General features: G+C 73.5%; 17 protein-coding genes. 5 read left to right on the top strand and 12 right to left on the bottom strand.

Annotation, left to right across the window (positions count from 1 at the left end):
- Positions 1 to 38: 38 nt before the first annotated feature.
- Positions 39 to 1,538 (top strand): glutamate decarboxylase, encoded by a 1,500-nt coding sequence (gene gad / locus ACH01S_RS29975; protein ID WP_083981290.1) that lies wholly within the window; start codon positions 39 to 41, stop codon positions 1,536 to 1,538.
- Here gad and ACH01S_RS29970 read toward each other — a convergent pair.
- Both ACH01S_RS29970 and ACH01S_RS29965 read right to left on the bottom strand, forming a co-directional pair.
- The gene (locus ACH01S_RS29970) at positions 1,474 to 2,646 is read right to left on the bottom strand and encodes an acyl-CoA dehydrogenase family protein (RefSeq protein WP_067899070.1); all 1,173 of its coding nucleotides are present in this window, start codon (positions 2,644 to 2,646) and stop codon (positions 1,474 to 1,476) included. The genes gad and ACH01S_RS29970 overlap by 65 nt on opposite strands.
- Entirely contained in the window at positions 2,646 to 3,812 is a 1,167-nt protein-coding gene (locus ACH01S_RS29965; RefSeq protein WP_067899068.1) for an acyl-CoA dehydrogenase family protein, read from the bottom strand. The genes ACH01S_RS29970 and ACH01S_RS29965 overlap by 1 nt, the downstream gene beginning before the upstream one ends.
- Before the next feature lie 244 nt (positions 3,813 to 4,056).
- On the opposite strand from ACH01S_RS29965, the gene ACH01S_RS29960 reads away from it, so the two are divergent.
- From ACH01S_RS29960 to ACH01S_RS44915, 4 genes are all read left to right on the top strand, one after another.
- On the top strand, positions 4,057 to 4,704 hold the full coding sequence (locus ACH01S_RS29960) for a TetR family transcriptional regulator (RefSeq protein ID WP_083981289.1): 648 nt from the start codon (positions 4,057 to 4,059) through the stop codon (positions 4,702 to 4,704).
- Positions 4,705 to 4,864: 160 nt separating this feature from the next.
- A complete protein-coding gene (locus ACH01S_RS29955) occupies positions 4,865 to 5,314 on the top strand; it encodes a S1 family peptidase (RefSeq protein WP_083981288.1) in 450 nt (149 codons plus the stop codon).
- 21 nt (positions 5,315 to 5,335) lie between these two features.
- Complete coding sequence (locus ACH01S_RS29950) at positions 5,336 to 6,307, top strand: S1 family peptidase (protein WP_067899063.1); 972 nt, start codon at positions 5,336 to 5,338, stop codon at positions 6,305 to 6,307.
- Between the two features lie 116 nt (positions 6,308 to 6,423).
- The gene (locus ACH01S_RS44915; RefSeq protein ID WP_067899060.1) at positions 6,424 to 6,657 is read left to right on the top strand and encodes a DUF397 domain-containing protein; all 234 of its coding nucleotides are present in this window, start codon (positions 6,424 to 6,426) and stop codon (positions 6,655 to 6,657) included.
- 56 nt (positions 6,658 to 6,713) lie between these two features.
- On the opposite strand, the gene ACH01S_RS29940 is transcribed toward ACH01S_RS44915, so the two are convergent.
- The 10 genes from ACH01S_RS29940 to uraD form a co-directional block, all read right to left on the bottom strand.
- Positions 6,714 to 6,935, bottom strand: coding sequence for a hypothetical protein (locus ACH01S_RS29940; RefSeq protein WP_148344338.1), 222 nt, complete (start codon positions 6,933 to 6,935; stop codon positions 6,714 to 6,716).
- A gap of 118 nt (positions 6,936 to 7,053) precedes the next feature.
- Entirely contained in the window at positions 7,054 to 8,079 is a 1,026-nt protein-coding gene (gene alc / locus ACH01S_RS29935; protein ID WP_067899053.1) for an allantoicase, read from the bottom strand.
- On the bottom strand, positions 8,076 to 9,377 hold the full coding sequence (gene allB / locus ACH01S_RS29930; protein WP_067899050.1) for an allantoinase AllB: 1,302 nt from the start codon (positions 9,375 to 9,377) through the stop codon (positions 8,076 to 8,078). The genes alc and allB overlap by 4 nt, the downstream gene beginning before the upstream one ends.
- A gap of 1 nt (position 9,378) precedes the next feature.
- Positions 9,379 to 11,691, bottom strand: coding sequence for a molybdopterin cofactor-binding domain-containing protein (locus tag ACH01S_RS29925; protein WP_083981287.1), 2,313 nt, complete (start codon positions 11,689 to 11,691; stop codon positions 9,379 to 9,381).
- Position 11,692: 1 nt separating this feature from the next.
- A complete protein-coding gene (locus tag ACH01S_RS29920) occupies positions 11,693 to 13,036 on the bottom strand; it encodes an 8-oxoguanine deaminase (RefSeq protein ID WP_246236666.1) in 1,344 nt (447 codons plus the stop codon).
- Positions 13,037 to 13,107: 71 nt separating this feature from the next.
- Positions 13,108 to 13,590, bottom strand: a complete 483-nt coding sequence (locus ACH01S_RS29915; RefSeq protein WP_067899048.1) for a (2Fe-2S)-binding protein — start codon at positions 13,588 to 13,590, stop codon at positions 13,108 to 13,110.
- Complete coding sequence (locus tag ACH01S_RS29910; protein WP_067899044.1) at positions 13,581 to 14,453, bottom strand: FAD binding domain-containing protein; 873 nt, start codon at positions 14,451 to 14,453, stop codon at positions 13,581 to 13,583. The genes ACH01S_RS29915 and ACH01S_RS29910 overlap by 10 nt, the downstream gene beginning before the upstream one ends.
- 7 nt (positions 14,454 to 14,460) lie before the next feature.
- Positions 14,461 to 15,324 carry a factor-independent urate hydroxylase gene (gene pucL / locus ACH01S_RS29905; protein WP_067899041.1) on the bottom strand — a complete coding sequence of 288 codons (864 nt, stop codon included), beginning with the start codon at positions 15,322 to 15,324 and terminating at the stop codon, positions 14,461 to 14,463.
- A gap of 5 nt (positions 15,325 to 15,329) precedes the next feature.
- Positions 15,330 to 15,644 (bottom strand): hydroxyisourate hydrolase, encoded by a 315-nt coding sequence (gene uraH / locus ACH01S_RS29900; protein ID WP_067899038.1) that lies wholly within the window; start codon positions 15,642 to 15,644, stop codon positions 15,330 to 15,332.
- 73 nt (positions 15,645 to 15,717) lie between these two features.
- Entirely contained in the window at positions 15,718 to 16,185 is a 468-nt protein-coding gene (gene uraD, locus ACH01S_RS29895) for a 2-oxo-4-hydroxy-4-carboxy-5-ureidoimidazoline decarboxylase (protein ID WP_067899035.1), read from the bottom strand.
- Positions 16,186 to 16,261: the final 76 nt, after the last annotated feature.

Here is a 16,261-nt window from a genome sequence, read left to right as displayed (position 1 = left end):
CTCCCTGCGCGAGCGAGCGCAGGGAGGGGGACGCGGGCATGCCACCGAGACATCCCCGGCGGGACGGGCGGGGCGGCCACGACCTCGAGATCAACCCGATCTTCAGCCGGGAGCCGCTGACCGTCCCCCGGTACGCGCTGCCCGCCGGCGAGATGGAGCCGGGGACGGCGTACCAGATCGTCCACGACGAGCTGATGCTGGACGGCAACGCGCGGCTGAACCTCGCCACGTTCGTGTCCACCTGGGCGGAGCCGGAGTCGGGGACGCTGATGGCCGAGTGCGCCGCCAAGAACATGATCGACAAGGACGAGTACCCGCGGACGGCCGAGCTGGAGCTGCGCTGCGTCCACATGCTCGCCCGGCTCTGGCACGCCCCCGACCCGCGCCGCGCCGTCGGCTGCTCCACGACCGGGTCCAGCGAGGCGGCGATGCTCGGCGGGCTCGCGCTGAAGCGGCGCTGGCGGCACCGGCGGCGCGCGGCCGGGGAGCCGGCCGACCGGCCGAACATCGTCATGGGCGTCAACGTGCAGATCTGCTGGGAGAAGTTCGCCGACTACTTCGAGGTCGAACCCCGGTACGTGCCGATGGAGGGCGACCGGTTCCACCTCGGCGCGGCCGAGGCGGTCGAACTGTGCGACGAGAACACGATCGGCGTCGTCGCCGTCCTCGGGTCCACCTTCGACGGCAGCTACGAGCCGGTCGCCGAGATCGCCGAAGCGCTCGACGACCTGGAGCGGCGGACGGGCGTCGACGTCCCGATCCACGTGGACGGCGCGTCCGGCGCGATGGTCGCCCCCTTCCTCGACCCCGACCTGCGCTGGGACTTCCGGCTGCCGCGGGTCGCGTCGGTCAACACCTCCGGGCACAAGTACGGGCTGGTCATGCCCGGCGTCGGCTGGGCGGTGTGGCGGGACGAGAGCGCCCTCCCCGAGGACCTCGTGTTCCGGGTGAACTACCTCGGCGGCGACATGCCGACGTTCGCGCTGAACTTCTCCCGCCCCGGCGCGCAGGTCGTCGCCCAGTACTACAACTTCCTGCGGCTCGGCTTCGCCGGGTACCAGCGCGTCCAGCGGACGTGCCGGGACACCGCCGTCCGGCTCGCGTCCGCGATCGGCACGCTCGGCCCGTTCGCGCTGCTCACCGACGGCGCCGACCTCCCGGTGTTCGCGTTCCGGGTGAAGGACGGCGACGCCCCGTTCAACGTGTTCGACGTGTCCGCCGCGCTGCGCGAGCGGGGCTGGCTCGTCCCCGCCTACACCTTCCCCGCGAACCGGACCGACCTCGCCGTGCTGCGCGTCGTCGTCCGCAACGGGTTCAGCCACGACCTCGCCGACATGCTCCTGGACGACCTCCGCCGCGTCGTGCCCCGGCTGGAGGCGCAGCGCGAGCCGCAGCACGACGCGGCCGCCGACGCGGGCTTCGCGCACGGCACCGAGCCGAAGCGGACCCCGGTCGGCGGGAAGAAGCAGGACGTCAGCGAGGCGCCCGCGGGAGGCCGAGGCCGATCATCGCGATCAGCTCGCGCTGGACCTCGTTGACGCCGCCGCCGAACGTCAGCACGAGCGCGCCCTTCGCCAGCCGGTCGGCCGCCGCCGCGAACTCGGCGGTCGCCGGGTCGCCCGGGTCGCCGAACCGGGCGAGGACGTCGCCGACGATCCGGCCGACCTCCTGCACCCGCTCCGACGCGTAGACCTTGGTGGCGGACGCGTCCGGCGCGCCGAGCCAGCCGAGGTCCTGGTTGGCCGCGACCTGCCAGTTGAGCAGCTCGTTGACGCGCAGGTAGGCGTACACGCGGGCGACCGCGCGGCGGACGGCGGGCTGCTCGATCAGCGGCCGCCCGTCCGGGCCGGAAGTGGTGCGGGCCCAGCGGTCGAGCCGGACGTGCACGTGCCCGATGTTGCCCGCCGGGCCGAGCGTGACCCGCTCGTGGTTGAGCTGGTTGACGATGAGGTCCCAGCCCTTGTTCTCCTCGCCGATCAGCATGTCCGCCGGGACGCGGACGTCCTGGAAGTAGGTCGCGTTGGTGTGGTGGCGGCCGTCCATCGTGGTGATCGGCGTCCAGGAGAAGCCGGGGTCGCGGCAGTCGACGATGAACATCGAGATGCCCTTGTGCTTCTTCGCGTCCGGGTCGGTGCGGGCGGCGAGCCACACGTAGTCGCTGGTGTGCGCGCCGGACGTGAAGACCTTCTGGCCGTTGACGACGTAGTCGCCGCCGTCGCGGACGGCGGTGGTGCGCAGCGCGGCGAGGTCGGTGCCCGCGCCCGGCTCGCTGTAGCCGACCGCGAAGTGGCACTCGCCCGCGAGGATGCGCGGGATGAAGAACTCCTTGTGGGCGTCCGAGCCGTACTGCAGGATCGTCGGCGCCACCGAGTTCAGCGTGATCAGCGGGTAGGTGACCTCCGCGCGGGCGATCTCGTTGGCGAAGATCGTCTGCTCGACCGGGCCGTAGCCGCGGCCGCCGTACTCCGCGGGCAGCGCGACGCCGAGCATGCCGTCGCGTCCGAGGCGCCTGCAGTGCGCCAGGTACTCGGGGCCGAACGGGTCGTCCAGGATGGCGGCGCGCTGCTCCGCGGTGAGGCAGTTCTCGAAGTACTCGCGCAGCTCGGCGCGGAGCCTCTTCTGCTCGCCGGTCAGATCGATGAACATCACACCCTGCCTTCCTGGAGGACGCCGTCCCGGGGGGCGTCCGGGACGTCCGGGGCGTCCGGGGCGCCGGCGGCGAGCAGGTCGCCGAGCGAGTCGAGGGGGTCGTCCGCGCCGCCGAGGAGGTGCGCGCACTGCTTGCCCCAGGCGAAGTGGCGGTGCAGCGGGTAGGTGACGTCCAGGCCGATGCCGCCGTGCAGGTGCTGGCACGTGTAGAGGGCCTCCACGACGGGGCCGCAGGCGTTGTAGGCGGCGACGGCGAGGACCTCGTCGGTGTCGGGCGCGCCTTCGGCGAGCCGCCACACGCCTGCCCAGACCGCCACATCCAGGGCGCGTTTGGCGATGTAGACGTCACCGATCTGCATGGTGACGGCCTGGAACTGCGCGAGCGCCCGGCCGAACTGCTCGCGCGTCCTGACGTACTCCTTGGTCAGCTCCAGCGCGCCGTCGACCACGCCGGACGCGACGGCCACCGCCCCGGCGACGGCGGTGCGGCGCAGCGTGTCCCAGGCGGCGCCGTCCGCGGCGCCGCCGAGCAGGGCGTCCGGCCCGACGCGGACGCCGCCGAGCGCGACCCGCGACAGCGGCTCGGACGTCGCGGACGGCTGCGGGCTGATCGCCGCGGCGGCGGGCTCGACGAGGAACACGCCGACGCCCGCGCCGTCCACGCGGGCCGGTACGAGGATCCGGGCCGCCTCCCGCGCGTACGGCACGAACGTCTTCACGCCGTCGAGGACGAAGCCGCCGCCGTCCCGGCGCGCGGTCGCCGCGACCCGTCCGGTGGGGCCGACCTCGCGGTACGCGCCGGTCAGGACCGTCTCGCCCGCCGCCAGCGGGGCGAGCAGCGCGCGCTGGGCGGGGGTGCCGTGCCGGCCGAGCGGGACGCCCGCGAGCGCCAGCGACGCGTACAGCGGGACGGGCGCGACCCGCGCGCCCGCCTCCCGCAGGACGACCGCCAGCTCGACCGGGCCGAGGCCCGCGCCGCCCGCGTCCTCCGGCAGGACGGCCCCGAGCACGCCCGCCGACGCGAGCGCCCGCCAGGCCGCGGCGTCGTAGGGGGCGCCGTCCCGCTCGAACGCCTCCAGCCGCTCGCGCGCCGCCTCGCGGGCGAGCACGCCCGCGGCGAGGCCCTGGAGCTCCCGCTGGGTCTCGTCGAGGTTGAAGTCCACCGCGCCGCTCTCCTCCCGGGCCGTGCCCCGGCCACCGAGCTGAAAGTAGAACAGATTCTAGTAAGTGTCCAGTGGCGTGGTCGTCTCCGCGCGCGACGGGATTCACCTAGCGAGTCAGGGTTCTTGACGAGACGCCGGACCGTGTGACACGCCCTGGCCGCGGCGGATCAGATAACACGTTCTCGTGCGGGTTGTATCCTGGGGGACGCGCCGGGCGACCGCGCCCGCGAAGAAGGGACCGACCGTGACCGCAGAGCCGACGGCGACCGAGGACGAGACCCGGGGGCGGCCCGCGGGCGGCGCGTCCGGGCCGCAGGGCCAGGGCGTGCGCTCCCGGAGCCAGCACCAGCGGCGCAAGCGTATCGTCCAGGCCGCGGCGGCGCTGGCGTCGCGGGGCGGCATCGAGGCGATGCAGATGCGCACCGTGTCCGAGCGGGCGGGGGTCGCGCTGGGCACGCTCTACCGGTACTTCCCGTCCAAGATGGACCTGGTCGTCGCCGTGGTCAGCGAGGAGCTCGACCTCCTCGAAGGCAGCATCGAGCGCCGCCCGCCCCGCGCGGGCGACCCGCCGCAGCGCGCCGTCGAGGTGCTGATGCGCGCCACCCGGGGGCTGATGCGCGAGCCCGAACTGGCCGAGGCGCTGATCAGGTCGCTGCTCCTCTCCGACGTCAAGACCGACTTCGGCGAGCGGATGACCGGGCTGCTGCTGCGCGCCGCCGCGACCGGCGACTCCGCCGCCGTCCCCGCCGACGACCCGCGCCGGCTCGTCGCCCGCGCGCTGGCGGGCATCTGGACCATGGAGATGATCGAGATGCTGCGCGGCAACGCCACCGCCGAGGAGATCCAGGCGCGGCTGGAGATCTCCGCCGCGCGGCTGCTCATCGACCCCTGACCAGCGCCGCCCGGCGCCGCTCGGGGCCGTTCGATGAGAACGGAATCCACACTGAAAAACCACTTTAGTGCGATCGATTGTCGGCTAATGACCAGGTGGTCCACTATTTCGGGCATCGGGGTGACCCCCTCCCTTTCTCCCCACCCCCTGGAGAGCCCGAATGGCACGAAAAAACATTGTGCTGGGCATCGCGGCCGCGTCCAGCCTCGTCGTGGCGCCGGCGACCCCGGCCCACGCGGGGTCGTACGGCTCGTACGACGCGCCCGCGGCGAAGCGGCCGGCGCACACGGCACCCGTCCCCGGACCGGCGGACCGCGCCGCCGGCGTTCAGAAGCAACTGAAGATGTCGCTCGGTTCGAAGTTCGGCGGCGCCTGGGTCGAGAGCGGGACCCGGATCGTCGTCGCGACCACCGACGCCGCGTCCGCCGCCGAGATCAGGGCGGCCGGCGCGACACCGAAGATCGTGGAGTACGACGCCCGCGACCTTGACGCCGCGCAGGCGAAGTTGAACCGGAATGTGAAGGCCGCGCCGAAATCCGAGACGTCCTGGTATGTCGACGCCGCGACGAACCGGGTCGTCGTCCAGGCGTCGTCGAAGGCGGCCGCGTAGCGGTTCGCGAAGGCCAGCGGAGTGGACGCCGCGCAGGTCAGGTACGTCCGGTCGGCGGCGAAGCCGCGCCTCGTCTACGACATCGTCGGCGGCGAGCGGTACTGGACGACGCAGTACGGCTGCTCCGTCGCGTTCGCCGTGCAGGGCGGGTTCGTCACCGCCGGGCACTGCGGGAAGAAGGGCGAGCAGACGAAGGGCGCCAACCAGGTCGCGCAGGGCACGTTCGGCGGCTCGTCCTTCCCCGGCGACGACTACGCCTGGGTGGACGTCAACAGCCAGTGGACGCCCACACCGAAGGTCAACAAGTACAACGGCACCTACCAGACGATCCAGGGCGCGGTGGAGGCGCCGGTCGGCAGCCGGGTCTGCCGCTCGGGCGGCACCACCAGCACCCAGATCTGGTGCGGACCGATCCAGCAGCGCAACGTGACCGTCAACTACCAGGAGGGCGCCGTCAGCGGCCTCATCCAGGCGAACATCTGCGCCGACCCGGGCGACTCCGGCGGCGCGCTGTTCACCGAGGCGGGGCAGGCGCAGGGCATCACGTCCGGGACGTCCGGCACCTGCAACGACGGCCAGGGCTCCGGCGACACGACGTACTTCCAGCCGGTCGGCGAGGTCCTGCAGATCCTCGCGCAGCAGGGGCGCGGACTCGTCACCGAGGGCGGCGGCCCCGGCCCGAGCGCGTGCGGCGACTACGACACGAGGCTGACCGGCTCGCTGGCCTCCGGGTCCAGCAGCTACCAGCCGAGCGGCGACTACACCACCACCGTCTCCGGCGCGCACACCGCCTGCCTGGACGGCCCCGACGGCGTCGACTTCGACCTCTACCTCCAGAAGCTGAACGGCTCCACCTGGCAGACGGTCGCCCAGTCGATCAGCCCCACCCCCGACGAGACCATCACCTACAACGGCGCCCCCGGCACCTACCGGTACCGCGTCCACGCCTACAGCGGCTCCGGCGAGTACACGTTCGGGTTCAGCCGCCCGTAAGGACCGCCCCGGCCGCCCCTCCCCAATTGGGCGGCCGGGGTGCTTTCCCATGTGGCCCGCACGCCTTCCCGACTAGCCTTGGACCCGACAACCGCCAGGACCGAGAAGGTGTGCCAGTGACCGAGCAGGAACCGATCCTCAGCGACGGGGTCATCATCGAGTTCGTCGATGGCAAGGACGTCCCCGTCCAGCACAAGGACTTCGGTGAGCGGGCCGTCGTCATGCGCGACGCCAAGAACCCCGAGGGCCCGATCCTCTACTTCACCGAGGCCGAGTGGGACGCCTTCATAGCCGGCGTCAAGGACGGCGAGTTCGACGACCTCCTCGAAGACCCCACCGAGACCCCCTGACCACCGAAAACGCGCCCCCGACCCAAGGGCCGGGGGCGCGTTCGCGTACCTACGCCTCAGTCGAACAGCTCGTCGACGGTCTCCGCCGTGACGGCGCGGGAGAGCCACTCGTCCAACTGCTCCCTGTCCCTGCACTCGAGGATCCGCTCACGGACCTCGTCCGACACCGGAACCTGCCGCGTGGCGAGAACCTTCAGCACCGCCTCCGCCTCCCCGATGGCCTGGTGGCGAAGGAAGATCTCGCTCTTGAACTTGTACTCGGTGCTTCCGGTGGACACGAGTTCCTCCCTGGTGGGCGGCGAGATGCGAGCCAGCGCCCCGAGGTTGCTGAGCGCGGGGGCTCGCGCGGTCTGCTTAGATGCCCCCACTATCTAATGACTCTCCGCGCGAAGTCCGTCACTCCTTGTTAGTCCTTATGTTGGTGAGGGTTTGCCAGTGGGTGGTGAGGGTTTGTTCGGCGGTCGGGGTCAGGGGGCCGTGGAGGCGGAGGCGGGCCAGGCCGCCGTCGGGGTGGATGTCCAGGCGGACGTGGGTGACCTCGGGTGTCGAGAGGCGGAAGCGGTGCCGGGCGTCGGGGACGAGGGCCGTGCGCGGCAGCAGCGGACGCCAGGCGGACGGGTCGTCCGGTGAGGACGTGCGGGCGTCCAGGCCGTGCAGGGCGGCCTCGGCCGGGGCGTTGTGCTTGAGGTTCGTGGTGTCGAGTTCGGCGAGCCGGATCGAGCCGGGGGCGGCGAGGCGGATCACCGCCCAGTCGTTGCCGCCGTCGCGGCGGCGGGCCGTCTCCCAGCCCTCGGACTGGTCGCGGGCGAGGCCGGGGAAGAGCATGTTGTCGGGCGCGGAGTAGAACCTGTCCGAGCAGGCGATGACGCGGGCGCCGTTCTCCAGGGCGGCGAGGTCGACGGTGAGGCCGGTGAGGAGGCGCGGGTCGGGGACGACGTCGCCGTGGACGCGGAGCCGCGCGACTCCCCCGTCCGGGTGGATGTTCAGCCGGACGTGCGTGAACAGCCGCTCCGCGCTCACCGGGAAGGCGTGCGCGGTGTCGCCGTCCAGGGGGGTCTTCGGGACGATCTCCAGCCAGCGGGCCCCGGAGAGGTCGGCGGACGGCCCGTCCACGAAGCAGGCGTCCACCGAGGCGTGCGGCGGGTAGTTGCCCTTGAACCAGGCGGTGTCGATCACGACGCCGCGGACGACGCCGGGCAGGCCGAGCCGGACGAGCGCCCAGTCGTGCCCCGGCCCCCGGCGGCGCGCGGTCTCCCAGCCGTCGTAGACCTGGCCCTTCGGCCCGAACGTCGCCGGGGTGAAGGCGGGCGCCCACGGGTTGAGGAGGTTCTCCTTCGCGGCGAAGGACTCGTCGCTGGCGGCGGCGACGGAGCCGCCGAGGGTGCGGACGGCCAGGTCGGGCAGGGCGGTGAAGTCGGTCATCGGGGCTCCGGGGTGAGGAGGCGTCCGGCGGGCGGGCCGCCGGTGCGCCGTCCGCGCAGCCAGGTGGCCTGGACGACGCCGGTCAGCGTCCGTCCCGCGTAGGGGGTGACGGGGTGGCGGTGGCGGAGCGCGGCGGGGTCGACGGTGAAGGTCTCGTCGGCGGCGAACGCGACGAGGTCGGCGTCGCCGCCGGGGACGATCGCGCCCTTGCCGGGGACGGCGGCGAGCGCGGCGGGCGCCGCGGCCATCCAGCCGACGACGGCGGCGAGGTCGTGGCCGCGTTCGCGGGCGGCCGTCCAGACGGCGGGCAGCCCGAGTTGCAGCGACGAGATCCCGCCCCACGCGGTGGCGAAGTCGCCGCGCTTCAGGTCGGGCGCGCACGGCGAGTGGTCGGTGACGACGCAGGAGACGACGCCGGACGCGAGGCCGTCCCAGAGGCGTTCGCGGTTCGCGGCATCGCGGATGGGCGGGCAGCACTTGAAGGCCGTGCCGGTGGCGTCGGCGGCGGAGAGGGTCAGGTAGTGGGGGCAGGTCTCGGCGGTGACGGGGAGGCCGTCCGCCTGGGCCTTCGCCAGGACGTCCAGGCAGTCGGCGGCCGACAGGTGCAGGATGTGCGCGCGCACCCCGGTCTCCTCGGCCAGCCGCACGACCTGTTCGACGGCGGTCCGTTCGGCGGACGGCGGCCGCGACGCCAGGAAGTCCGCGTACCCGCCGCCGGACGGCGCCGACAGCGACGCCGGGTCCTCGGCGTGGACGATGACGAGCCCGCCGAACGAGGCGATCTCGCGGAACGCCGCGCGCATCCCGGCGGCGTCGAGCGGCGGGAACTCCGGCACGCCGGAGTCGGCCGTGAAGCACTTGAACCCGAAGACGCCCAGCTCGTGGAGCGGACGCAGCGACGCGAGGTTCCCGGGGACGGCGCCGCCCCAGAAACCGACGTCCACCGCGCACGCCCCTTCGGCGGCGGAGCGCTTGGCGGCGAGCGCGGCCGGGTCGACGGTGGGCGGCAGCGCGTTGAGCGGCATGTCGATCAGCGTGGTGACGCCGCCGGACGCGGCGGCGCGGGTCGCCGACGCGAACCCCTCCCATTCGGTGCGGCCCGGCTCGTTGACGTGGACGTGCGTGTCGACCAGCCCGGGCAGCAGCGCGACGTCGCCGAGGTCGACGGTGACGGCGGCGGGCGGGGCGGCGTCGAACGGGGCGACGGCCGTGATGCGCCCGGAGGCGACGGAGACGGCGGCGGGGCGTTCGCCGTCCGGCAGCACGGCCCGCCGCGACCGGATCACGAGGTCGTCCACGTCAGGCCCCGTGCACGATGTGCTCGGGACGGACCGGGACGCGGGTCAGCGCCCGCCCGGTGGCGTCCCGGATCGCGGCGACGATCGCGGGCGTGGACGACAGCGTCGGCGGCTCCCCCGCGCCGCGCAGCCCGTACGGGGCGTCCGGGTCGGGGATCTCCAGGATGTCGAGCCGCATCGGCGGCATGTCCAGGATGGTCGGGATGAGGTAGTCGGTGAAGGACGGGTTGCGGACGAGCCCGTCCGCCACCACGATCTCCTCCATCACGGCGAGGCCGAGGCCCTGCGCGGACCCGCCGTGGATCTGCCCCTCCAGGGCGATCCGGTTGATGATCTTGCCGACGTCCTGGACGGCGGCGAGCTCGACGACCTTGACGAGCCCGAGGTCCACGTCGACGTCGACGACGGCGCGGTGGACGCACAGCGCGAGCTGGACGTGGCTGCGCCCCTGCCCGGTGACCGGGTCCATCGGGACGGTCGGCCGGTGCCGGTACTCGCGGGTCTCGTCGATGACGGCGTCGCCGAGGACGTCCTCGATCGTGCCGAGCGCGCCGTCCGCCCGCGACACGACCTTCCCGCCGACCAGGCTCAGGTCGGCGCGGCCCAGCCGGCGCGCGGCGAGCGCGAGCAGCTCCGCGCGGACCGCCTCGCAGGCCGCCTTGACCGCGCCGCCCGACATGTACGACTGGCGGGACGCGCTGGACGACCCGGCGTCCCCGACCTGGTTGTCGGCGGGCGCGATGACGACCTTCTGGACGCCGAGCTCTGTCCGCGCCACCTGCGCCTGGACCGTGACGAGCCCCTGCCCGACCTCGGCGGCGGCGGTGTGCACGAGCGCGGTCGCCTCCCCGCCGATGACCTCCAGCCGGACGCGCGCCGTGGAGTAGTCGTCGAACCCCTCGGAGAAGCAGATGTTCTTCAGCCCGACGCCGTACCCGACGCCCCGCACGACGCCCTCGCCGCGCGTCGCCTGCGACACCCCGCCCGGCAGGTTCCGCAGGTCGGACGGGTCGAGCGGCGGCGGCTCCGGGACCGCCTCCAGCCGGGAGAGCATCGCGGCGAGCGGCGCGGGCGACTCGACGACCTGCCCGGTCGCGAGCCGCGACCCCTGCGACACGGCGTTGCGGCGGCGGATCTCCAGCGGGCCGAGCCCGCAGGCGGCGCCGAGCCTGTCCATCATCGACTCGTAGGCGAAGCACGCCTGGACGGCCCCGAACCCGCGCATCGCGCCGCACGGCGGGTTGTTGGTGTACACGCCGTAGGCGTCGATACGAATGTTCGGGATCTCGTACGGCCCGACCCCGAGCGAGGCCGCGTTTCCGACGACGTTCTTCGTGGACGATGTGTACGCACCGCCGTCGAGCACGATCTCGACGTCGGCGTAGCGGAGGCGCCCGTCGGCGTCGGCGCCGTACTCGTACCGCATCTGCGCGGGATGCCGGTGGACGTGCCCGAAGAACGACTCGTACCTGTTGTAGGACATCTTCACCGGACGCCCGGTGTGCAGCGCGAGCATCGCGGCGTGGAGCTGCATGGACAGGTCTTCGCGCCCGCCGAACGCGCCGCCCACGCCCGCGAGCGTCATGTGGATCTGGTCGGCGGAGAGCCCGAGGCAGGGCGCGATCTGCTTCAGGTCGTTGTGTATCCACTGCGTCGAGACGTACAGGTCGACGCCGCCGTCCTCGGACGGGACGGCAAGCCCGGCCTCCGGCCCGAGGAACGCCTGGTCCTGGATGCCGACCTCGTACTCGCCCGACACGACGACCGCCGCCTCGGCCCTCGCGGCGTCCACGTCCCCGACCCGGACGGGCTGGTACCGGGTGATGCCGCCCAAGCGCTGGACCTTCAGCCCCTCCGGGTCGGCGATCACGGCGCGCGGGTCGGTGATCGGCGCGAGCGGCTCGTAGCCCACGACGATCTTCTCCAGCGCGCGCCGCGCGGTCTCCGGATCGTCGGCGGCGACGAGCGCGACCGGCTCGCCCTGGTACCTGACCTGGTCGATCGCCAGGACGGGCTGGTCCTCGGTGCCGTCGATGCCGAACATCGCGCGGCCGGGGACGTCCGCGTGCGTCAGCACCGCGCGGACGCCCGGCACCGCCAGCGCGGGCCCGATGTCGACCGACCGGATCAGCGCGCGGGCGTGCGGGCTGCGGAGCGTCGCGCCCCACAGCATGCCGTCCATCCACAGGTCGGACGCGTAGGCGAACTCCCCGGCGACCTTGAGCGTGCCGTCCGGGCGGAGCGGGCTCTCCCCGACCCCGCCGATGCCCGGCGCGGCGACATGGCCGGGGCTGCGCACCGGCGACGACGTCATGTCAGAGCACCTCCTCGGCGAGTCTCAGCAGGCGGCGGTGGGCGTCGGCGCCGCGCCGCGCGGCCTCGTCCTGCGGGACGGTGACGAGCGTGTCGGCGTCCACGACCGTCCGGCCGCCGACGAGGAGGCGGGCGAGCGGCGGCACCGGCCCGAACGCGAACGCGACGACGGGGTCGTCGACGGCGGCGCGGAACCCGTCCATCCGCCAGAGCGCGACGTCGGCGAGCTTGCCGGGTTCGAGGGCGCCGAGGTCGGCGTCCCGGCCGAGGCAGCGGGCGCCGCCGAGCGTCGCCATCTCCAGCGCCTGCCGGGCGGTCAGCGCGGTCGGCCCGTACCGGGCGCGCTGCATGTAGATCGCCTGCCGCAGCTCCCCGGCGAGCGGGACGAACTCCGCCGACGCCGGGCCGTCCACGCCGAGCCCGACCGGCGCGCCCTCCTTCAGCAGGTCCGCGACGCGGGCGATCCCGGCGCCGAGGCGGGCGTTGGAGCTCGGGCAGTGCGCCGTGCCGGTGCCGGTCTCGGCGAGCCGCTTGACGTCGGTGTCGCGCAGGTGGACGCAGTGCGCGAGCCACACGTCCGGGCCGAGCCAGCCGATCGAGTCCATGTACTCGGCCGGGGTCATGCCGAACTGCTCGGTCGTGTGCTCCTCCTCGTCGAGCGTCTCGGCGAGGTGGGTGTGCAGCCGGACGCCCTTGTCGCGCGCCAGCCGCGCGGACTCGACCATCAGGTCGCGGGTGACGGAGAACGGCGAGCAGGGCGCGACGCCGACGCGCAGCATCGAGCCGGGCGACGGGTCGTGGTGGCGGTCGATCGCCGCCGCCGTCTCGGCGAGGATCGTGTCGAGGTCCTCGACCACCTCGTCCGGCGGCAGGCCGCCCTGCGACTCGCCCCGGTCCATCGACCCCCGGCACGGGTGGAACCGGACGCCGACCTCCCGCGCCGCCTCGATCCCGGCCGCGAACAGGTCGCCGCGCCCCGCCGGGAACAGGTAGTGGTGGTCGGCGGACGTCGTGCACCCCGACTTGGCGAGCCACCCGAGTCCCGCCGTCGCCGCGCCCGCGACGACCTCGGCGTCCATCTTCGACCACGGCTTGTAGAGCGTGGTCAGCCAGTCGAAGAGGGTGCTGTCGACGGCCATGCCCTGGCTCGCCCACTGGTAGAGGTGGTGGTGCGCGTTGACGAGCCCGGGCGTGGCGAGGCACCCGGTGCCGTCGATGCGCTCCCCCTCCTGGACGAGTGCCTTGCCAGGGCCGACGGCCGTGATGCGGTCGCCCTCGATGACGATGTGACCGTCCGGGTACTCGTCCCCGGAGACGGTGACGACGTGCGCGTTCTCAATGATCAACGGGTCCTGCCTTTCTGGGGGGCGCCCCCCGGACCCCCGAGAGGGACCCGATGATCCTCGCTTCGCTGCGGTCATCGGGTCGCCTTCCGTGCGGCCGCCAGGCGGACCGCGTCGAGGATCTTCTCGTAGCCGGTGCAGCGGCACAGGTTGCCCGCGAGCGCCTCGCGGATCTCGGCGTCGGTCGGCGCGGGATTGCGTTCGAGCAGGTCGTGCGACTGGACGATCAGGCCCGGCGTGCAGAACCCGCACTGCACGGCCCCCGCCTCGGCGAACGCCTCCTGGACCGGGTCGAGCCGCTCGTCGCCGGGCGTCCCCGCCGCGAGGCCCTCGACGGTGCGGACGTCGCGGCCCTCCGCCTGCCCGGCCGCGACCAGGCACGCGCAGACCGGGACGCCGTCCAGGTAGACGGTGCAGGAGCCGCATTCGCCCTGCTCGCAGGCGTTCTTCGAGCCCGCCAGGCCAATCCGCTCGCGGAGCGTGTAGAGCAGGCTCTCGCCTTCCCACACGTCGTCCACGGCCTGGGCCGCGCCGTTCACGGTCAGGTTCACGCGCATCGGCGGGCCTCCTTCCGGTGGTCGTTCCAGGCCCAGGCGAGCGTCCGGCGCGCGAGGACGGCCAGGGCGTGCGCGCGGTAGGCGCCCGTCCCGCGCACGTCGTCGATCGGGGCGGACGCGGCCGCGACCAGCTCGCCGAACCGCCGCCGGGCCGGTTCGGAGAGCGGGCCGCGGCCGTCCCAGTCGAGTTCGGCGGCGATGAACTCCTCGGCCTCCGGCGCGCGGCGCGGGGTCGGGGCGGCCGAGCCGAGGCCCGTCCCGACCCGCCGCTCCGCCGGGTGCAGCGCGATCGCGAACGAGCACACGGCGATCACCATCGCGTTCCGGGTGCCGATCTTGGCGAAGTACTGCGGGCCGGACGCGGGCGCCGTCCAGAACGCGCGGATCAGCTCGTCCGGGGCGAGGGCGTTGCGCTTCACGCCGGTGAAGAACTCGGCGGCCGGGATCATCCGCACGCCCCGCGCCGCCGACTCCGCCTCGACCACCGCGTCCCCGGCCAGCAGCGGCGGGTGGCCGTCCCCGGCGGGCGAGGCGGCGCCGAGGTTGCCGCCGACCGTGCCCCGGTTGCGGATCTGCGGCGAGCCGACCGTCCGGGACGCCTGCGCGAGGCCGGGCAGCCGCCCGCCCAGCTCGGCGATCAGCCGCGCGTAGGTGACGCCCGCGCCGACGCGGAGCCGTCCGTCCACCGTGTCCCAGTCGGCGAGCGCGCCGATCCGGGTGAGGTCGAGCAGCGCCTCCGGCCGCCGCGCGGCGAAGTTGATCTCGACCATGACGTCGGTGCCGCCCTGGACGGGCAGCGCGCCGGGCAGCTCCGCCTTGGCGGCGAGCGCTTCGTCCCAGGTCGCGGGTCGTAGGAAGTCCATGGCCCTCTCAGTTCCACGCGGACGGGACGGCGGGCGCGGCGTCGTCGAGCACCGTGCCCTCGATGAGCCCGTACGGCCGGTCCGCCGCGAAGTAGACCTCGTTGTCGTTGTCCATGCCGAACGGCTCCAGATCGACCAGGAAATGGTGCTTGTTGGGCATCGAGAGCCGTATTTCGCAGATCCCCGCGCATTCGTCGAGCACACGGCGGCCCATCGCGTAAAGGGTCTGCTGGAGGGAGAGGCTGTAGGTCTCGGCGAAGGCGCGCAGCAGGCGGTCGCGGGCGGCGCGGTAGGAGTCGTCCCAGGCGGCGGTTCCGCGGTGGCGCCAGCGGGCGGTCACGGCGGTCGCGAGCATCCGGTCCTCGGTGGGTTCGAGCGTCGTGTACTGGTCCTGGACGAACCCATGGAATTCGCTTCCGGTCGTGTTGAGGACGACCATGTCCCGCAGCCCCGACACGACCGACTCGGCCCCGCCGGTGCCGTCGCTGTGCACCAGCGCCGTCCGCGTCTCCCCGCCGTTCCGGACGAACGAATGCCCGCCCTCGATCCGCTCCCACGCGTATTCGTGGATCTCGACGCGCGCGTGGTGGACGGTCGGCTGCGAGTCCACGAAATGCCGCGCCAGGAGCAGCCCGAATTCCTCGACGGCCGCGATCCCGTGCTTCTTCGCGAACGCGAACACGGTGTTCTTCTGGCTGTCGGTCGGCAGGACGGCCGCGTTGTCGCCGCTCAGATGGACCTCGTCCATCGCGCCCGACAGGGAGACGCTGACGTTGACGTCCTTGACGTGGTGGACCTCGCCGTCCCTAGTGACGCGGACGACCCGCGTCTCCGCCTTCCCGTAGCGATTGGGGCCGAGAACTGTCGCCATCGCCGCTAGCTCCCTCGGTACGTCGAATAGGCGAACGGGCTGATCAGCAGGGGCACGTGCACATGCCCTTCCGGGTCGGTGACGGTGAACGCCACCGCGACCTCGGGATAGAACTCCGACAGCCCGGCGGTGTCGAAAACCAGCCGGTGAATTCCGGCGCCCGGTTCGGCGTCCCAATCCCTGATCCGGCCGTCCGCGTCGGTGCGGGCCTCGGCGAGCGGCGCCCAGCCGCCGTCCGCCGCCCGGCGCTCCAACCGGACGCCGACCCCCACCGCGGGCAGCCCCTTGGCCGCGTCCAGCACGTGCGTCGAGAGACTCACGCATCCCTACCTTTCTGGGGGGCGACCCCCAGACCCCCGAGGCGGGCGCGCCAGGATCCTCGCTTCGCTCCGGTCATGGCGCGCCTCCTACCAACCTCGCCAGCCGCAGATCGACGATCCCGGCCAGTTCCCGGCGGACGGCCGCGCGTTCGGTCTCCGGGTCGTTCCCGAGGCGTTCCCGCAGGCAGGCGAGCATCTCCTCGGCGGTGCGGCCGGTGGCGCGGATCAGGAACACGTGGCCGAAGCGGTCCTCGTAGGCACGGTTCCCGGCGGCGAGCGCGGCACGCACGTCCGGCGCGGCCCCGTCCATCCCGGCCTGCTCGGCCCGCGACCAGCCCGCCGCCCGGTCGCCGACGCGCGGGTGCGCGGCGAGCGCCTCCTCGATGTCGGCCCAGGTCAGCTCGGCCAGCGCGGCGGCACCCGCCGCGCGCAGCTCGGCCGCTCCCGCGTACGAGCGGCCCGCGACCGCCGCGACCCACCGGCGCGACGCGCAGCACGCGGACAGCTCCGCCTCCGTGAACACCACCCGTTCATCCCTCATCGCATGCAGTACACACAGCCGCGCCGGGGCAGGTCGAGACGCAGGACGTCCGAACTGTGTCCCCCGCCCGCCGCTC

The organism is Actinomadura chibensis NBRC 106107 (assembly GCF_001552135.1).
Lineage (GTDB): Bacteria > Actinomycetota > Actinomycetes > Streptosporangiales > Streptosporangiaceae > Spirillospora > Spirillospora chibensis.
The sequence above is the reverse complement of the archived record's forward strand: the minus strand, read 5'-3'. Positions and strand labels throughout refer to the sequence as shown.